The organism is Hymenobacter jejuensis (genome assembly GCF_006337165.1).
In the GTDB taxonomy this organism is placed as follows: domain Bacteria; phylum Bacteroidota; class Bacteroidia; order Cytophagales; family Hymenobacteraceae; genus Hymenobacter; species Hymenobacter jejuensis.
Map to the genome: position 1 here is coordinate 5,045,366 of NZ_CP040896.1, position 15,932 is coordinate 5,061,297.

General features: G+C 57.4%; 16 protein-coding genes. 13 read left to right on the top strand and 3 right to left on the bottom strand.

Annotated features, from left to right (window positions below):
* Positions 1-2: 2 nt before the first annotated feature.
* The 4 genes from pcaF (at position 3) to FHG12_RS20785 (ending at position 4,612) form a co-directional block, all read left to right on the top strand.
* Entirely contained in the window at positions 3-1,208 is a 1,206-nt protein-coding gene (gene pcaF, locus FHG12_RS20770) for a 3-oxoadipyl-CoA thiolase (protein WP_139517607.1), read from the top strand.
* Positions 1,209-1,248: 40 nt separating this feature from the next.
* The gene (locus tag FHG12_RS20775) at positions 1,249-1,578 is read left to right on the top strand and encodes a DUF3861 domain-containing protein (RefSeq protein WP_139517608.1); all 330 of its coding nucleotides are present in this window, start codon (positions 1,249-1,251) and stop codon (positions 1,576-1,578) included.
* A gap of 54 nt (positions 1,579-1,632) precedes the next feature.
* The gene (locus FHG12_RS20780) at positions 1,633-3,903 is read left to right on the top strand and encodes an NADP-dependent malic enzyme (protein WP_139517609.1); all 2,271 of its coding nucleotides are present in this window, start codon (positions 1,633-1,635) and stop codon (positions 3,901-3,903) included.
* A 178-nt stretch (positions 3,904-4,081) separates the two neighbouring features.
* Positions 4,082-4,612, top strand: coding sequence for a TetR/AcrR family transcriptional regulator (locus FHG12_RS20785; RefSeq protein WP_139517610.1), 531 nt, complete (start codon positions 4,082-4,084; stop codon positions 4,610-4,612).
* 112 nt (positions 4,613-4,724) lie between these two features.
* Here the strand turns inward: FHG12_RS20785 and FHG12_RS20790 are convergent, their stop codons facing one another.
* On the bottom strand, positions 4,725-5,312 hold the full coding sequence (locus tag FHG12_RS20790) for a cupin domain-containing protein (protein ID WP_139517611.1): 588 nt from the start codon (positions 5,310-5,312) through the stop codon (positions 4,725-4,727).
* Between the two features lie 272 nt (positions 5,313-5,584).
* On the opposite strand from FHG12_RS20790, the gene FHG12_RS20795 reads away from it, so the two are divergent.
* The 4 genes from FHG12_RS20795 (at position 5,585) to FHG12_RS20810 (ending at position 9,117) form a co-directional block, all read left to right on the top strand.
* Positions 5,585-6,310, top strand: a complete 726-nt coding sequence (locus tag FHG12_RS20795) for a M48 family metallopeptidase (RefSeq protein WP_139517612.1) — start codon at positions 5,585-5,587, stop codon at positions 6,308-6,310.
* Between the two features lie 74 nt (positions 6,311-6,384).
* Positions 6,385-7,302: a DUF5996 family protein gene (locus FHG12_RS20800; RefSeq protein WP_139517613.1), complete on the top strand. Its 918-nt coding sequence runs from the start codon at positions 6,385-6,387 to the stop codon at positions 7,300-7,302.
* A gap of 386 nt (positions 7,303-7,688) precedes the next feature.
* Positions 7,689-8,024, top strand: coding sequence for a YbaB/EbfC family nucleoid-associated protein (locus FHG12_RS20805; RefSeq protein ID WP_139517614.1), 336 nt, complete (start codon positions 7,689-7,691; stop codon positions 8,022-8,024).
* A complete protein-coding gene (locus FHG12_RS20810) occupies positions 8,005-9,117 on the top strand; it encodes a glycosyltransferase family 2 protein (RefSeq protein ID WP_230471224.1) in 1,113 nt (370 codons plus the stop codon). The genes FHG12_RS20805 and FHG12_RS20810 overlap by 20 nt, the downstream gene beginning before the upstream one ends.
* Here FHG12_RS20810 and FHG12_RS20815 read toward each other — a convergent pair.
* Entirely contained in the window at positions 9,052-9,270 is a 219-nt protein-coding gene (locus tag FHG12_RS20815) for a PspC domain-containing protein (RefSeq protein ID WP_139517616.1), read from the bottom strand. The two genes, FHG12_RS20810 and FHG12_RS20815, sit on opposite strands and share 66 nt — an antisense overlap.
* 243 nt (positions 9,271-9,513) lie before the next feature.
* On the opposite strand from FHG12_RS20815, the gene FHG12_RS20820 reads away from it, so the two are divergent.
* The 4 genes from FHG12_RS20820 to FHG12_RS20835 all read left to right on the top strand — a co-directional run bounded on the left by FHG12_RS20820 (position 9,514) and on the right by FHG12_RS20835 (position 13,500).
* A complete protein-coding gene (locus FHG12_RS20820; RefSeq protein ID WP_165699480.1) occupies positions 9,514-11,241 on the top strand; it encodes a tetratricopeptide repeat protein in 1,728 nt (575 codons plus the stop codon).
* 5 nt (positions 11,242-11,246) lie between these two features.
* Positions 11,247-11,675 (top strand): hypothetical protein, encoded by a 429-nt coding sequence (locus FHG12_RS20825; protein ID WP_139517618.1) that lies wholly within the window; start codon positions 11,247-11,249, stop codon positions 11,673-11,675.
* A 94-nt stretch (positions 11,676-11,769) separates the two neighbouring features.
* Positions 11,770-12,753: a pyruvate dehydrogenase complex E1 component subunit beta gene (locus tag FHG12_RS20830; RefSeq protein WP_139517619.1), complete on the top strand. Its 984-nt coding sequence runs from the start codon at positions 11,770-11,772 to the stop codon at positions 12,751-12,753.
* A gap of 204 nt (positions 12,754-12,957) precedes the next feature.
* Entirely contained in the window at positions 12,958-13,500 is a 543-nt protein-coding gene (locus FHG12_RS20835) for a DinB family protein (protein WP_139517620.1), read from the top strand.
* Between the two features lie 109 nt (positions 13,501-13,609).
* Here the strand turns inward: FHG12_RS20835 and FHG12_RS20840 are convergent, their stop codons facing one another.
* Positions 13,610-14,059 carry an acyl-CoA thioesterase gene (locus FHG12_RS20840; RefSeq protein ID WP_230471225.1) on the bottom strand — a complete coding sequence of 150 codons (450 nt, stop codon included), beginning with the start codon at positions 14,057-14,059 and terminating at the stop codon, positions 13,610-13,612.
* Positions 14,060-14,398: 339 nt separating this feature from the next.
* On the opposite strand from FHG12_RS20840, the gene FHG12_RS20845 reads away from it, so the two are divergent.
* On the top strand, positions 14,399-15,607 hold the full coding sequence (locus tag FHG12_RS20845) for an anhydro-N-acetylmuramic acid kinase (RefSeq protein ID WP_139517621.1): 1,209 nt from the start codon (positions 14,399-14,401) through the stop codon (positions 15,605-15,607).
* Positions 15,608-15,932: the final 325 nt, after the last annotated feature.

A 15,932-nucleotide genomic window follows, 5' to 3' on the forward strand; every position in this document is an offset into this window, starting at 1 on the left:
TTATGAATCAAGCATTTATAGTTGACGGAATTCGTACTCCCATTGGCAACTTCGGAGGCACGTTGGCAGCGGTCCGCCCCGACGACCTGGCCGCACTCGTCATCCAGGAGCTGCTGCGCCGCAATCCGTCGGTGGACCCGGCCGGCATTGCCGACGTGATTTTGGGCTGCGCCAACCAAGCGGGCGAAGATAACCGCAACGTGGCCCGCATGGCGCTGTTGCTGGCGGGCTTGCCAACCTCGGTACCCGGCGAAACGGTCAATCGGCTTTGTGCCTCGGGACTGTCGGCTTCCATTGCCGCCGCCCGCGCCATTCAGGCCGGCGACGGCGACTTGTTTGTGGCGGGTGGCGTGGAGAACATGACGCGCGGCCCGCTGGTCATTTCCAAAGCCAGCACGGCTTTCGGGCGCGACTCGTTAATGCAGGATTCCAGCTTCGGCTGGCGCTTCGTCAACCCCAAGATGGAGGAGCTCTATGGCACCGATGCCATGGGCGAAACCGCCGAAAACCTGGCCGAGCGCGACCACATCAGCCGCGAAGACCAGGATAAATTTGCCTACGAATCGCACCAACGGGCCGGAAAGGCGCGCGACAGCGGCCGCTTTGCCGAAGAAATCGTGCCCGTGCCCATTCCCCAGCGCAAAGGAGAACCGGTACTCTTTGAGCACGACGAGTTCATCAAATCGAACACAACCCTGGACGGCTTGGCCAAGCTGCGGCCGGCGTTCCGGAAGAACGGTACCGTAACCGCCGGCAACTCCTCGGGCCTGAACGACGGGGCCGCCGCCTTGCTCTTGGCGTCGGAAGCGGGCCTCAAGCAGCACAACCTCACCCCGCGTGCCCGCATCGTAGCCATGGGCGTGGCCGGTGTGGAACCCCGCTACATGGGCATCGGCCCGGTACCAGCCTCCCAGATGGCGCTCAAAAAAGCCGGCCTGACCCTGAACGACATCGACCTTGTGGAGTTCAACGAAGCCTTCGCCGCGCAGACCTTGGCGTGCAGCCGGGCCCTGGGCCTGGAGGATAACGACCCGCGCATCAACCCCAACGGTGGAGCCATCGCCTTGGGCCACCCGCTGGGCATGAGCGGCGCACGCATTCTCAACACTGCGGCCCTGGAGTTGCACAAACAAAACAAGCAGCGGGCGCTGGTCACGATGTGCGTGGGCGTCGGGCAGGGCTATGCCGTTATTATTGAACGGGCCTAACGCTTCTGCTGCCTTTTTCACGAGAATCAACTCAACCAACATGGAAAAACGAGCGCATCGTTATCGCCTTCAATTAGAGCACTTATCTGGCCCACAAGCCGATACGCCGCTGCACGAACCTCTGACTCTGGAGTTTACCAACCACGACAATATCTTCTCGATCATCGAGCGACAGCAGGGCAAGGGCCTCTTTAATGACAAAAACCAAGAAGCCGAGTTCGCGATTGGCTTGAAGATGTTCAGTGAAGTGATGCTCAAAAACCGCAAGCATCCGCTCTTCGAAGAGTTTGGCGAAGCGTTCGGCGCGTTTATGAAAAAGCTGAAAGCCACTCCGCAAGTCGGCACCTCTGGTCCGGAAAACATACTTTAGAAGCTGCGTCGGCTTGCTGGCGCCCGCTACTCCGTTACCCGTAACTAGCCCCTCATGAACGAGAAAATCCGGCCCGAAGATGCCCTCCTCTACCACGCGCAAGGCCGCCCCGGCAAGCTCGAAGTCATCCCGACGAAAGCCTATAGCACCCAACGCGATTTGTCGCTGGCGTACTCGCCTGGCGTAGCGGAGCCGTGCCTGGCCATTGCCGACAACCCCGAAGACGTGTATAAATACACGGCCAAGGGCAACCTGGTCGCCGTTATCAGCAACGGCACGGCCGTGCTGGGGCTGGGCGACATTGGGCCGGCAGCCAGCAAGCCCGTCATGGAAGGCAAAGGCCTCTTGTTCAAGATTTACGCCGATATCGATGTATTTGATTTAGAGCTCAATACCAAAGACGTTGACGAATTCGTGCGCACGGTAAAGCTCTTGGAGCCCACCTTCGGCGGCATTAACCTGGAAGACATCAAGGCGCCGGAATGTTTCGAGATCGAGGAACGGCTCAAACAAGAGCTGAACATCCCCATCATGCACGACGATCAGCACGGCACGGCCATTATTTCGGCCGCGGCGCTGCTCAATGCGCTGGAGCTGGTGGGCAAAAACATCGCCGAGGTTCGCATTCTCATCAACGGGGCGGGCGCGTCGGCCATTTCCTGCACCAAGCTTTACCTAGCCCTGGGCGCGCGGGCCGAGAACGTGGTGATGTGCGACAGCCAAGGCGTAATCCGGTCCGACCGGCCGGATCTCGACGTGCGCAAGCGGCAGTTCGCTACCGCGCGTGACCTGCAAACGCTGGAAGAAGCGTTTGAGGGGGCCGATGTGTTCGTGGGCTTGTCGAAAGGTAACGTAGTGACACAGAGCATGGTACGCGCCATGGCCGACAACCCGATTGTTTTTGCCATGGCCAACCCGACGCCGGAGATCAGCTACGAGGAAGCCGTGGCAGCCCGCCCCGACCTCATCATGGCTACCGGCCGCTCCGACTATCCCAACCAAGTCAACAACGTGCTGGGCTTTCCCTACATCTTCCGCGGAGCCCTGGACGTGCGCGCCACCGAGATCAACGAAGCCATGAAACTGGCGGCCGTGCGCGCCTTGGCGGATCTGGCCAAGAAATCGGTGCCCGACGCAGTAAACATGGCCTATGGAACTGATAATCTGTTGTTTGGCCGCGACTACATCATACCGAAGCCGGTTGACCCGCGTTTGCTGGGCACCGTAGCTCCGGCCGTTGCGAAGGCGGCTATGGAATCGGGCGTAGCTCAGGCTCCCATCACCGATTGGGATGCGTACCAAGGCCAACTGGCCCGTCGCCTGGGGCAGGACACGCGCATTTCCCGTGTCATTCTGGGCAAAGCCAAAGCCAACCCCAAGCGCGTCGTCTTTGCGGATGCCGAAAATCTGAAGGTGCTCAAAGCGGCCCAACAGGTCAAGGACGCTGGCATTGCCCTGCCCATTTTACTAGGCAACCCAGACGTGATCCAGCGCCTGATGGCGCAAAATCACTTGGAGCTGGGCAACACACCCGTGCTGGACCCGCGCGCGCCGGAGCAGGCGGCACTCGTGCAGCGGTTCGCCGACTTGTTTTATCAGCAACGGCACGGCAAAGGCGTCAGTGCGCCGGAAGCGCGGGAGCTGATGCAGGCGCGCACCTATTTCGGCGCCATGATGGTGGAAACCGGCGAGGCCGACGCCCTGATTTCGGGCCTCACGCGCAAGTACCCCGACACAATCCGGCCGGCTCTGCAAGTCATCGGCCGCGAGCCTGGGGTGAAGAAGGTGTCGGGCATGTACATCCTGCTCACCAAGCGCGGACCGCTGTTTTTTTCGGATACCACGGTGAATTTCGATCCGACGGCCGAGGAGTTGGTGGAAATCACGGAAATGACGGCCCGCGCCGTGCAGCGCTTCAACATCAAGCCGCGGATTGCGCTGGTCACCTACTCCAACTTCGGCAGCGCCAAAGGAGCCGATGCCGAAAAGATGCAACAGGCCGTGCAGCTACTGCAACAGAAGCACCCTGATCTGCTCGTAGACGGCGAAATCCAGGCGCATTTGGCCTTCGACACCGAGTTACTGCGGCAGAATCACCCGCTGAGCAAGCTCGTGGAAGAAGGCGCCAATACGCTCATTTTTCCTAATCTATCGGCCGCTAACATCGCCTACAACCTCATGCGGTCTGCGGCCGGCTTTGAGGCCATCGGGCCCATTTTGCTGGGTTTGCGCAAGCCGGTGCACGTGCTTCAATTGGGCTCGTCGGAACGCGAAATCGTCAACATGGTCGCCATTGCCGTGGTCGAAGCGCAGGATCAGGCCTGAGGTCGGTTATTCAGACCAAGCTGGCTCAGGAATGCCTAAATCAATCGTTGCCGTGGTAGATTTACGGGCGGCAGGGCGCGGTATGTACCGGTATTGTAGCTTTTCTGCCTTTGCAGGACGGCTTATCTTGCGCCCCCAGAAACAGGCCTAGCAGGTCGTAGCGAAGAATTCAGGACCTATGAGCCGTAAACAACTGATTGCCCAAACTGCTTTGCGGCTGTTCGCTGACCGTGGCTACGAGCAAGTATCCACACAACTTTTGGCCAAGGAAGCAGGCGTATCGGAAGCCCTGATATTCAAGCACTTCGGCACCAAGGAGCAGCTACTGCTGTCCATCATCACCACGGGCTACCAACGGGTGGTGGAGCAAGTTCGGGGCCGCCTGACGGAAGAAGATGCCTTGGCGTTCGTGCACAACATGATCGATTTGCCCTACGAGTTGGTGCAGAAGGAGCCCGCATTCTGGAAGCTACAGGCCCGCCTGACGGAAGTTGAATTTGCGCGCAAGCAGCACGCCCGGTTTTTGCAGCCCTTGCCCGCGTTACTCCAAAAAGCGTTCGAGCAACTAGGGTATGCGCAGCCCGAGCAGGAATCCCACTTGCTACTGCTGCTCGTGGAAACCCTGTGGAAAGTACAGGCAGCCAACCCACAGGAGCAGATGCAGGACATGCTGGAGTTTATCAAAACCAAGTATGGCCGCCAAAAGTAGATTTATATAAGCAACTGTATATCAGTTACTTGTATAACTAAAAGGTTTACTACGTGATCTTATCCTGGCAGTTTTGCGTATTCTGATGCTTAGCTGAAAGCATCCGGCCAACTCATCTGTCAACCATGCGCTTGGGTTGCCGGAGCGGAGGGCCGACGCGCTTAAAGCCGTGCGCCTCGCGAAAGGCATCCTGCTCGGCTTCGGACATGTTGCGCGTGACGCCCTGGCTGATTTTGCGGAAGCACTCCTCCATCTTGCCGGCGGGCTGAAAAATCATCAGCAACCGGCCTTCGCTGGCGCCTACTTTGGCGAAACTATGCGGCACCATGCGCGGCCCAAACACGCTGTCGCCGGCTTTGGCTTCGTAAATCGTATCGCCCACTTTGATGAGGAACTCGCCGGCTAGTACGTACCACCATTCGTCTTGGGTGAAATGGTAATGGTGCGCTGGCCCGCCCTCTTTCACGCGGCGCGACTCAAATACGTAGAGGTCGCCGTCTGTATCGGCGGTGGCTATTTTGGTCAGGAAAGTGTCGCCTTCGAACAGAGACATGGGCTGGTTGAACCGGTCTTCGGTGGCCTTCACAGCAAAACCTTTGCTTACCCGAGGGCGACGCATTGCCCGCGCCGCCAGCGTCATAGGGAATGCCAGCAGTGCCCCGGTAGCCAAGCAGGCCTGCAAAAAATGGTTTCGATTCATAGCAGTAGCGGGTTAGCGATGAGCCGGATTTAGGCATCGGATAGTGATAATTCTGGCTGGAACAGCGAACGCAGAGCAGGGTAGCAGAACATAGTAAATATACTATCCTGCAAATTCAAATTCATTATCGACCTCTTATAATCAACTTACAGTCAAAGTGTTACCCCTACAATCTTATTATAGATGCTGGGCCACTTACAAGGGCGGCGCTCGGCTTGCTGGTAGGCGGCGTGTTACCTTCGCGGGCCTAATCATCGTATTTTGCCGTTTTCATGCCCCTTGTCCAGCTCGCCGAAGTAGAAGTCGATCTCATCCGCAAGCCCGTCCGACGCCTGCGCCTCACCGTGTATGCTCCTGACGGACGCGTGCGCGTCACGGCCCCCTTGCGCATGCCGGTAGCGCTTATCGCCGAATTTGTGACCGCCCGGCAAACTTGGATTCGGAAGCATCAGGCCCGGTTTGCCGCCCTCGAACGGCCGGCGCCCCTCGCCTACGCATCGGGCGAAACGCATTTCTACCAAGGCCGCGGTTACCAGCTACAGGTCCACGAAGGTGCCGGACGGCCGCGGGTCGCTTTGCGCGAGGCAGAGGGGTTCCTGGACCTGTACGTGGCTACCGGCAGCACCCCTACCCAACGGGCGCAGGTGCTCACAGCTTGGTACCGGGCGCAGTTGAAAGCGCAGTTGCCCGCCCTAGTGGCCCAGTGGGAGCCTGTGGTAGGCGTGCAGGCCCAGGCGTGGGCCGTGAAGCAGATGAAAACGCGTTGGGGCACGTGCAACATTCAGGCAAAGCGCATTTGGCTGAACCTGGAGCTGATCAAACGGCCGCTGGCCTGCCTGGAGTACGTGGTCGTGCACGAGCTGGTGCACCTGCACGAGCGGCTCCACAACGCCCGCTTCTGGGGCCTGATGGATCAGTTTATGCCCACCTGGCGGCAGCACAAGACCGAGCTGAACCGGGTGCTGCTGGGCTCGGCGGCGGGCGCCGATGCCGACTGACGAGCGATTAGATTACCCGGCTCAGGGACAGGCATAGTTTCCGGTTGTCCTTTTTTCCCGGTATCTTCTCTGCCATGAGTGTTTCCTCCGCTACTTCCCCTTGGCCAGCGCTGCCGGCAGATGCCTGGACGGCCACACGCGAGACGCTGCACCGGTGGACCCAAATCGTGGGCAAAACCCGCCTGGCCCTGAGCCCCATGCTCAACCACTGGTGGCAGGTACCGCTCTACGTGACGCCCCGCGGCCTGTCCACTGGTCCCATGCCCTACGCAGCGGGCTCCTGCGAGGTAGTGTTCGACTTCCGTCAGCACACGTTGCGGGTGCACACCTGCGCCGGGCGCAGCCTAGAAATGGAGCTTTACCCCCGCTCGGTAGCCGATTTCTACCGCCACTACCGCGCCCTGCTACGCGAGGCTGGCATTGCCGTCAGGCTCTGGCCCGTGCCCGTGGAGGTCGAAGACGTAACGCCCTTCGCCGAAGACCAGCATCATAATGCTTATGACGCGGCTGCTGTGGGCCGCTTCTGGGACGTGATGCTCTCCGTAGATCGGCGGCTGCACGAGTTTCGGGCGCGCTTCACGGGGAAGTGCAGCCCGGTACACTTTTTCTGGGGCAGCTTCGATATGGCCGTGACCCGCTTTTCGGGTCGGCCGGCGCCCCCGCACCCCGGCGGTCTGCCTCACCTAGCCGATTGGGTCACGCGCGAGTCGTACTCCGCCGAACAAATTGCGGCCGGCTGGTGGCCGGGCGGCAACGGGCAAGAGGCCGCCTTCTACAGCTATGCCTACCCCGCCCTTCCCGAACTGGCCACCGCTAAGGTTGAGCCCGCCGAGGCGTTTTATAGCTCGGAAATGGGCGAGTTCTTTCTGCCCTACGAAGCAGCCCGCATGACAACCAACCCGCAGCAGGCCGTGCTCGACTTCCTACAAAGCACTTACGCGGCCGCCGCTGACCTTGCCCACTGGGACCGGGCCGCATTGGAACGCCCCTGAGTCGCCTGCATTGGCTCCGCATCCGATTGGGGCACCTCAGCATGTCTGGGGCTGTGCAGAGGGCGCAGTGCTCTGCACAGCTTTGTCAAAAAGCTTGTCCAACCAAAAGCAACCGGTCTGAGTGTCAGGGCGGCTTGTACTTTCTCCCAATGACAATTGAAGGGATCGGCACGGACAGCCATCGTGCGGGCGCTTTCCGTAAATTGCCCCGCAATCCTTTTGGTTGATAAACATTCCTGAAAGCTGCCTTTGGACGTAACTGGGTTTGTCCAGGCTCCGCTTTTCAGGATTGAAGAAAGACAAATGCCTTCTCGAAGTCTATCAACTCAGCATCAATTCACTTTTCAAAACCGCTTCCAGACGCTGGAAACACAGATTTTACGCTTATGTTTGATATGATGGGCATGATGGGCAAGGTCAAAGAGCTTCAGGACAAAATGAAGCAGGCCCAGAATGAGTTGCAGTTTCTGACTGCCACCGCTGAGTCGGGCGGCGGGCTGGTAAAGGCCACGGCCAACGGCCAACGCCACCTGCTGAAACTGGAAATCGACGAATCGCTCCTCACCCCCCAAGACCGCGACATGCTCGCCGACCTCGTGGTAGCGGCCGTGAACAAGGCCCTGGATGACGTGTCGGAAAAAGCGAAGGAAGAACTCAAAAACAAGACCTCCGGGCTGCTGCCCAATATTCCGGGTCTCGATCTTGGCAACTTTGGGCTCTAGTGCGGAGACGGCGGTGGCTTCGTGCGCCGATGTGGCCGTGGTGATTCTGAATTGGAATGGGCAGGAACTGCTGCGGCAGTTCCTGCCTTCTGTTTTGGCCAATTCCGACGGCGCCCGCATTGTAGTGGCCGACAACGCCTCCACTGACGCTTCCGTAGCCGTGCTACAAAAAGAATTTCCGTCTGTTCATATCATTCAGAATAGCAGCAACTTAGGGTTTTGCGAAGGCTACAACCAGGCTTTGCAGCAGGTAGCCGAGCCGTATTACGTGCTGCTCAACTCCGATGTAGCCGTCACGCCGGGGTGGCTGCGACCGTTGCGCTCGTTGCTGGAAGAGCGGCCGGAAGTGGCCGCTTGCCAGCCCAAAATCCGAGCGTTTCACGACCCCGAGCGCTTCGAATACGCCGGTGCCGGCGGCGGTTACCTCGACCGCCTGGGTTATCCGTTTTGCCGCGGCCGTCTCTTTGATACACTGGAAATCGACCGTGGCCAGTACGACGATGCGCGGCCGGTGGCATGGGCCACGGGTGCGTGCATGATGGTACGGGCTTCGGCCTGGCACGCCCAAGGCGGCCTCGAAAAGGCATTTTTTGCCCACATGGAAGAAATCGACCTGTGCTGGCGACTGCAAAATGCCGGCCTGGAAGTGTGGTATCATGGCGGCAGCACGGTGTACCACGTTGGGGGTGGCACACTGCACAAGTCCAACCCGCGCAAAACCTACCTGAACTACCGCAACGGCTTGGCGCTGGTGTATAAGAATACGGCTGAAGCTGAGCTACTTGGCACCATGATCAGCCGAGTGATATTGGATTGGGTGGCCGCGTTGCGCTCTTTGCTGCAAGGCGCAGCCGCGGAGGCAGGCGCTATTCTGCGTGCGCACCGCGACTTTTATAACCAATTGACTTACTGGAAGTTACAGCGCAAAGCTTCCCTTCACAAACTACGCACGGCTGAGCGGCAGGGCGTATTCAATGGCAGCTTGGTGTGGGCGTATTTTGCCCAGGGCAAACGGACGTTCGGCGAGTTACAGATCCCAGACCGTACTGCGCTGACGGCGCATGGCGCGGCGCACGTTCATCCAGAACGCTAGGGCAAAGTACAGGACGATGGGCGACCCAAAAGTGAAAAACGAGGCGTACACAAAAGACAGCCGTATGCTGCTAGACGAGAAGCCAAGACGGTCCCCCAAGGCGCTGCAGACTCCGAAGCTCTGCTTCTCAATGAAGTTCGTGATTTTTTTCATAGCTCCTTCGCAATACAGCCGGACGTGCCGACTATTACACTTCAAAATAACAATAAACCGAGCGGTCGTCAAGCACCTACTTGCGAAAGCAACACAATTTCTAACCCCAAAAGGTAGTTTTTGCGTTTGTTGACCAGCCTTTCTGACCCGCGTTCCTACCGTATGAGAATTTTCCTTCGCCTGTTGTCCTCTGCCTTGGTGCTTGTTGCTACGTCCGCGTTACCGAGTTGTACGATATCCAAGATGTTGAAGGTTGCACAGACCGGTCAGGAAGTTACGGTAAATCCTTCGGTACTAGAGAGTAATGGCGAGAATGTATTGTTCAGCGTCACGGCTCGCTCTCCTGCTAAGCATTTGCGCAAGGGAAAAGTTTACGAGTTCAACCTAAGTTACCGCTACAACAACGGCCTAAACCAAGATACGGTGGGCCGCCTGCCTTTTCTGCTGGGCGAATACACCTACGACGAGCAGAAAAAAGACCAACTTGTTATTACGAAGCAGTTTTCGTTTCCGTACACGCCCGCCAAAAGTCCGGGTGAACTGGTGGCGGTGCCCGTGGTGCGCGAGGTACAACCAGGTGGCAAACGCCTGAAAGGCAAAGAGATGCGGCTGGCCCGCGGCATCGTCACGACGGGCCGCTTGGTAGTACGGCAGGACACTACCATTGAGCTGCTGCCCGAAACCGCCGACAACAACATGAGCGGCACCCGCGTGCTGCCGTTTTACTTCGACGCCGGCCAATCCAACATTCGCAACTACTTGGGCACCAACGTGACTGCCCTGGAAGATTTTATTGAAGCCAACCAGCACACAGAGAAGGTCATGATCGTGGCCGGACACTCGCCCGACTCCCTCGATCGCCACGACCCGCGCTTGGCCGACAAGCGCGTGCAGGCCCTTACCAAATACTACAAGCACCGCGTAGATACCGATTCGTACCTGAATTCGGTGCGCAACATTCAGTTTGAAAGCCAAGCCTATCACCGCCGTTGGGATCTGTTTCTCAACAAAGTGCAGACCTCGGCCTTGAAACCCGAGCAGATCGATTCAGTAGTGCTGCTGATCAACGACACGCCGGGCAGCTACGAGCAAAAGGAAAAGAGCCTGCACCGGCTTTCGTTTTTCGACTACCTGGAGGAATACATCTACCCGGTAATGCGTTTTGGCACCGTCGCGGTAAAATACACTGCACCAAAGCGTTACGATTCGGAGATTTACCTGCTTTCCAAAAAGATCGTGGAAAAGCAAACTGAAGGCGACGCACTTACGCCGGAGGAACTGCGGTATTCGGCCACGCTTACGCCGCTGCTGGCCGAAAAGCAGCGCATCTACGAAACCTCCGTGGCCATGACCGGCAGTTGGCAGGCGTACCACAACTTGGGTGTGGTGCTGCTTCAGCGCTCGGAAAAGGAAGTGAGCGACAAGGTGCGACGCGCTTACCTGCGCCGCGCGGCCACCAACTTCACGCTGGCCGCCCACCGCAACCCGACCGCCGAGATGTTTTACCACGTAGCGGCGGCTTATCACCGGGCCAACGACCGCCTGGAAGCGCTTCAGAACTACGATTACGCCATCAAGCTGGGCGGCACGCATCCCATTCTGGACAAGGTATTTGCCGACAAAGCCGCCCTTGAAATTGAAATCGGCCAGCTCGACGATGCGTTGGGCAGCATGAGCTACAGCAGCAAAACCTACCAGAACACGATGAATCGCGGCCTGATCTATTTGCTGAAGGATAACTACCCCGGCGCAGCCAAATTTTACCAGGAAGCCTTGGTACTGAAACCCAACGATCCGATGGCTTATTACTGCCTGGCCGTAATTGCCGCCCGCACCAAAAACGAAGCCGAAATGGGCCAGCAGCTGCGGCGCGCTGTGCAAGCCGACCGGGCCTTCGCCCAGCGCGCCGTGGAAGATCTGGAATTTCGGGATTTCGCAAGTACCAAGACGTTTCTGGAGGCGGTAAGGTAACGAGGATGAAGTTTTTGAATTTTTCAATAGATAGCCAACATACTGGGCTTACTTGGGCCGATGGGGGCTATGCTGACCTGCACAACGACTTCGATTTCCTTAAGCTTCAGTATCTGCAAGCTACTGCTGTGATTAAGCTTACTTGGCGAAAATCGGCCGAAAAATGGGCGCAGGATGTACCTTGGCAGTCGTTACACCTAATTTTTGAAGGCGTAAGTTACTTCCGAGTGAAAGAGCGAAACCCTGAGGTTCCGATTAGTGAAGGTGCCACACTGCAACATATCTGTTTCGCTCCGATTGAAGTCCGGGAAGAGTTCGAAAATATTTATTTTACCCATAGTGCTGAGTCTAACTACGATCTGCTTTTGTATTTCCAAAATGAATGGGGAATTAAAGTGGACGCGGCGACGGTGCGGCTGCAACTTGAATCTTAATCGTGCTTGCCCGTCCCGGCTTGTCGTTGTAGCTTTACGGGCCGGAAAATTTCCGGCTTTTTCTTTCTGACTTTTCGACTTTCTGCTATCAACTATGCGGACCATCCAATTCCGGGAAGCCCTGCGTGAAGCTATGACCGAAGAAATGCGCCGCGATCCGCGCGTGTTTCTGATGGGCGAAGAAGTGGCTGAATACAACGGCGCTTACAAAGTGAGCCAAGGCATGCTCGACGAGTTCGGCGCTGAGCGAGTGATTGATACCCCGATCGCCGAGCTGGGTTTTGCCGGCATCGGCGTAGGCGCAGCCGTCAACGGGCTGATTCCGATCATCGAATTCATGACCTTCAACTTCTCGCTCGTGGCCATCGACCAGGTGATCAACGCGGCGGCGAAGTTTTATTCGATGTCGGGCGGTCAGTATTCGTGTCCCATCGTGTTCCGCGGACCAACTGGCAACGCCGGCATGCTCTCGTCGCAGCACTCTCAGAACTTCGAGAACTGGTTTGCCAACACGCCCGGTCTGAAAGTAGTCGTTCCTTCCAATCCCTACGACGCGAAAGGCTTGCTCAAGAGCGCCATCCGCGACCCCGATCCAGTGATTTTTATGGAATCGGAGCTGATGTACGGCGACAAGGGCGAGGTGCCGGAAGAAGAATACCTGCTGCCCATTGGCAAAGCCAACGTGGTGCGTCAGGGCAAGAGCGTAACACTGGTGAGCTTCGGCAAAATGATGAAAATCGTGCTGACTGCCGCCGACGAGCTCGCCAAGGAAGGCATTGAAGCTGAAGTCATTGACCTGCGCTCGGTGCGCCCCATCGATTACGATACGCTTATCGAGTCGGTGAAGAAAACCAACCGCATGGTGATCGTGGAAGAAGCTTGGCCACTGGCCAGCATCAGCTCCGAGCTGACCTACATGGTACAGCGTCGTGCCTTCGATTACCTCGATGCCCCTGTCGTGCGCATTACCTGCGGCGACGTGCCGCTGCCCTATGCTCCTACCCTCATCGAGGCGTCGCTACCGAACGTGGCCCGCACGGTGAAGGCAGTGAAAGAGGTAATGTATCAAAAAGCATAGCTCTATAAGTATTTGACAATCAAATACTTATAACAATAACAAAAAGCCCCGTTGCAAGCGACGGGGCTTTTTTATTGAGTTCAGCCGCCAAACCCAAGGCCTTGGCGAAAGCCGCCAAACCCTGCTGGGCACTTTTATACGTCCTTTGGATTATTCGTATCTTTTGGGAAGCCGCTCTTCCACCCCACCCAGCCTTCCCACCCCATGAATCACCGTTTGCACATCCGTTTTGAACAACTCGAACACGCCACAGATCGGCTCTTGCAAGCGGCGGCGGCGTTGGGCGACAAATCACACTTGAGCCCCGCGCCGGGGCATTGGTCAGCCGATCAGGTTATTCAGCATCTGGTAGTGGCCGAAACAGGAATTGCCCAGTACATCGATAAAAAGCTGCTGCAAGCCGAGAGTTTGCAGAAATCGGGGTTTGGGTCGTTTTGGCGCTCCGCGCTGCTGCGTGTGCTGCTCAGGGTTCCCTTTGCTAAGTTCAAAACACCCGCCAAGCTTGCCGCGCTCACTCCCGCGGAGGTGCCGTCTCTGCCGCAGCTGCAGTCGCAGTGGCAAAGCGTGCGGCGGCGGCTTGAACAGATGCTCAACGAGTTTCCCTCGAAGCTACTCGACCGCGCCATTTTCCGGCATCCGCGTTCGGGCATGCTCAACATCTACCAAACACTGGATTTTATGCTTGACCATGTGCTGCACCACCAACGCCAGATGGAGCGCATCACGCAGCAGATAAATACCAAGTAATTATCTGATTACCAAGTTTTTGCACCGGAAATCACACCTGTCATGCTGGGCACAGCCGGAGGGCTGAAGGGTAGTTCTTGGCGTAAGCAATTGATGGCGACCAGCGCTGCTACTCGCTTGGCTTCCTCACAATATCGGCGTAGCTCTCGTGGCGGGGCGCTGCACGCATCAGTTCAGCCAAGTCGGCGGGAGGCACGGTTAGTTTGCGTCGCTTTAGGTCCAGCCACGCCCCATCGACGGTTACAGAAGCGGCCACCTGTCCGTTGCTTTTGCGGATGATGTGCACAATGCGCCAGCGCGAAGCATCTTCGTTGAGGCCCGCCAGCTCGGACGTTACATGAATCGTTTCGCTCAGGTGAATTTCCTTCATAAAGCGCGTATCCTCCCGAAACAGAATCGGGCCGATGGCTAGCTCCGCGAATTTCTGCATCGAAAACCCATTCTGGGCCAAAAAGTCGAGCCGCGTTTGGGCCGCATAATCGTTGTAGGCGCTGTGCCGCATGTGCACGTTCGGGTCCATATCGGCCCAGATCACGGTAAAGGTCCTTTCGAAAGACATTTGGGAATACGTCGAAGCTTGACAAATAGAGGAAGCGCTACAATGGGCAGCTTTTGCCTTGTACGGCTAGCCCACAAAAAAGCCCTTTCACGACCGGCAAAAGGGCAATCATTTTCAAGACTCCACTGCAAACCATTGATTCACAGAACTATAGGATTGTTAGTGTGTAACTCATTTTTAAACTAACTAGGACCAATTTATTACTACAGTCAAACTCCTACATACTGCCTTAACACCTGTATCGGCACTGAGTTGCTGCATATGCGCTTCGGCTGGTTAATTACAAAAAATCCGGGAGTGTCGCCATATTTACCGCACTTCTCGTGTAAGCCGCTTCCCATGAATCCTAATTTACAGCACCTTTTTGCCGTCGCTCAGAAACCTGAACGGCGCATCATCGGCCTTATGTCGGGCACCTCACTCGATGGGCTGGACGTGGCGCTGTGCCGGTTTTCGGGGCATGGCATGGCCACAAAAGTGCAGGTAGAGCGCTTTGCTACAGTCCCTTACGCGGCGGAGGTGAAAGAGCAAGTGCGAGAAGTATTTGCCAAATCCCACATCGACTTTGAGTTGCTTTGCGTGCTTAACCCGTGGGTGGCGCTGTTGCAGGCCGATATGGTGCTGGCTTGCCTGCGCGAGTGGAACATCGCGCCCACTGAAGTGGATTGCATCGCCAGCCACGGCCAGACCGTGTTTCACGCCCCGCGCAGTCAGCAGGTACGGGCGGGTTTCCCCAATGCGACCCTGCAAATTGGCGACGGTGACCACATGGCCGTACGTACCGGCATCCTGACACTCAGCGATTTTCGGCAAAAACACGTCGCAGCCGGCGGCGAGGGCGCGCCGCTGGCCGTGTACGGCGATTATCTACTGTTTTCCAAAGCCGGCCAGGATCGCATCCTGCTCAACATGGGCGGCATTGCCAACTTCACTTTCCTGCCGGGCTCGCTGGCGCTGGACGCTATTTTTTCCACGGACGTAGGCCCCGGTAATACGCTGCTTGATGCCTTTACCCAGCGTCACTTTCCGAGCAAAAGCTACGACGAAAACGGCGCCCTTGCGTCGCAAGGCCAAGCAAGTGAGCCGCTGCTCCAGGCATTGCTGGCGCACCCGTTCTTCGCCGCTGAGTTCCCCAAAACCACTGGTCCCGAGCTTTTTAGCCCGGCATACGTGGAACAGGCGCAGCAACGCAGCAACACCACCGCCTTGCCTCCCACCGATTTGCTGGCGACGCTTACGCAGTTCACGGCCGCCGGAATTGTGCAGGCCGTTCATCGCTGCTTCGCTGCCGGTACAGCGCCTGCTGTGGCTATTTATGCCAGCGGCGGCGGTATGCACAATGCGTTGCTAATGAGCATTTTGCAAAAACAGCTACCGATGTGCACCTTTCATACCACCGCAGACCTCGGCATCCACCCCGACGCAAAGGAAGCCGTGCTGTTTGCTACGCTCGCCAATGAAAGTATTGCTGGCGATCCCGCTGCCTTCGGCCAGGGGCGGGCGGGCATTCCGGCCGTGTCGATGGGGAAAATTTCTTTCGCGCATTGAGACTAACCCGCGTTACAGAATCTTTCTAGGGGGTAATTGTACTGTCGCCTTTGGAACTGCAATGAAAATTGATGCCGTTTCGTGTTCGAGCAGCCTTTGATAAACATAATCGGACTTGCCGGACACTTAGGGGGTTGGCAAACCACCAGGTTAACCCCGCCGAGCCCGGACAGCTGGAAGGGCGTTGCAGAGGCCCCAATGCGGCGTGCAAGCAGCGAAGGCGGCTAGTTTTACGCGCACCGGAAGACACCGAAGCAGGGAAGCCACAACGAACAGCAAGGGCCTCGTTTTGCCCCGCGCCGGGTAATATCTTGATATCCAGCGC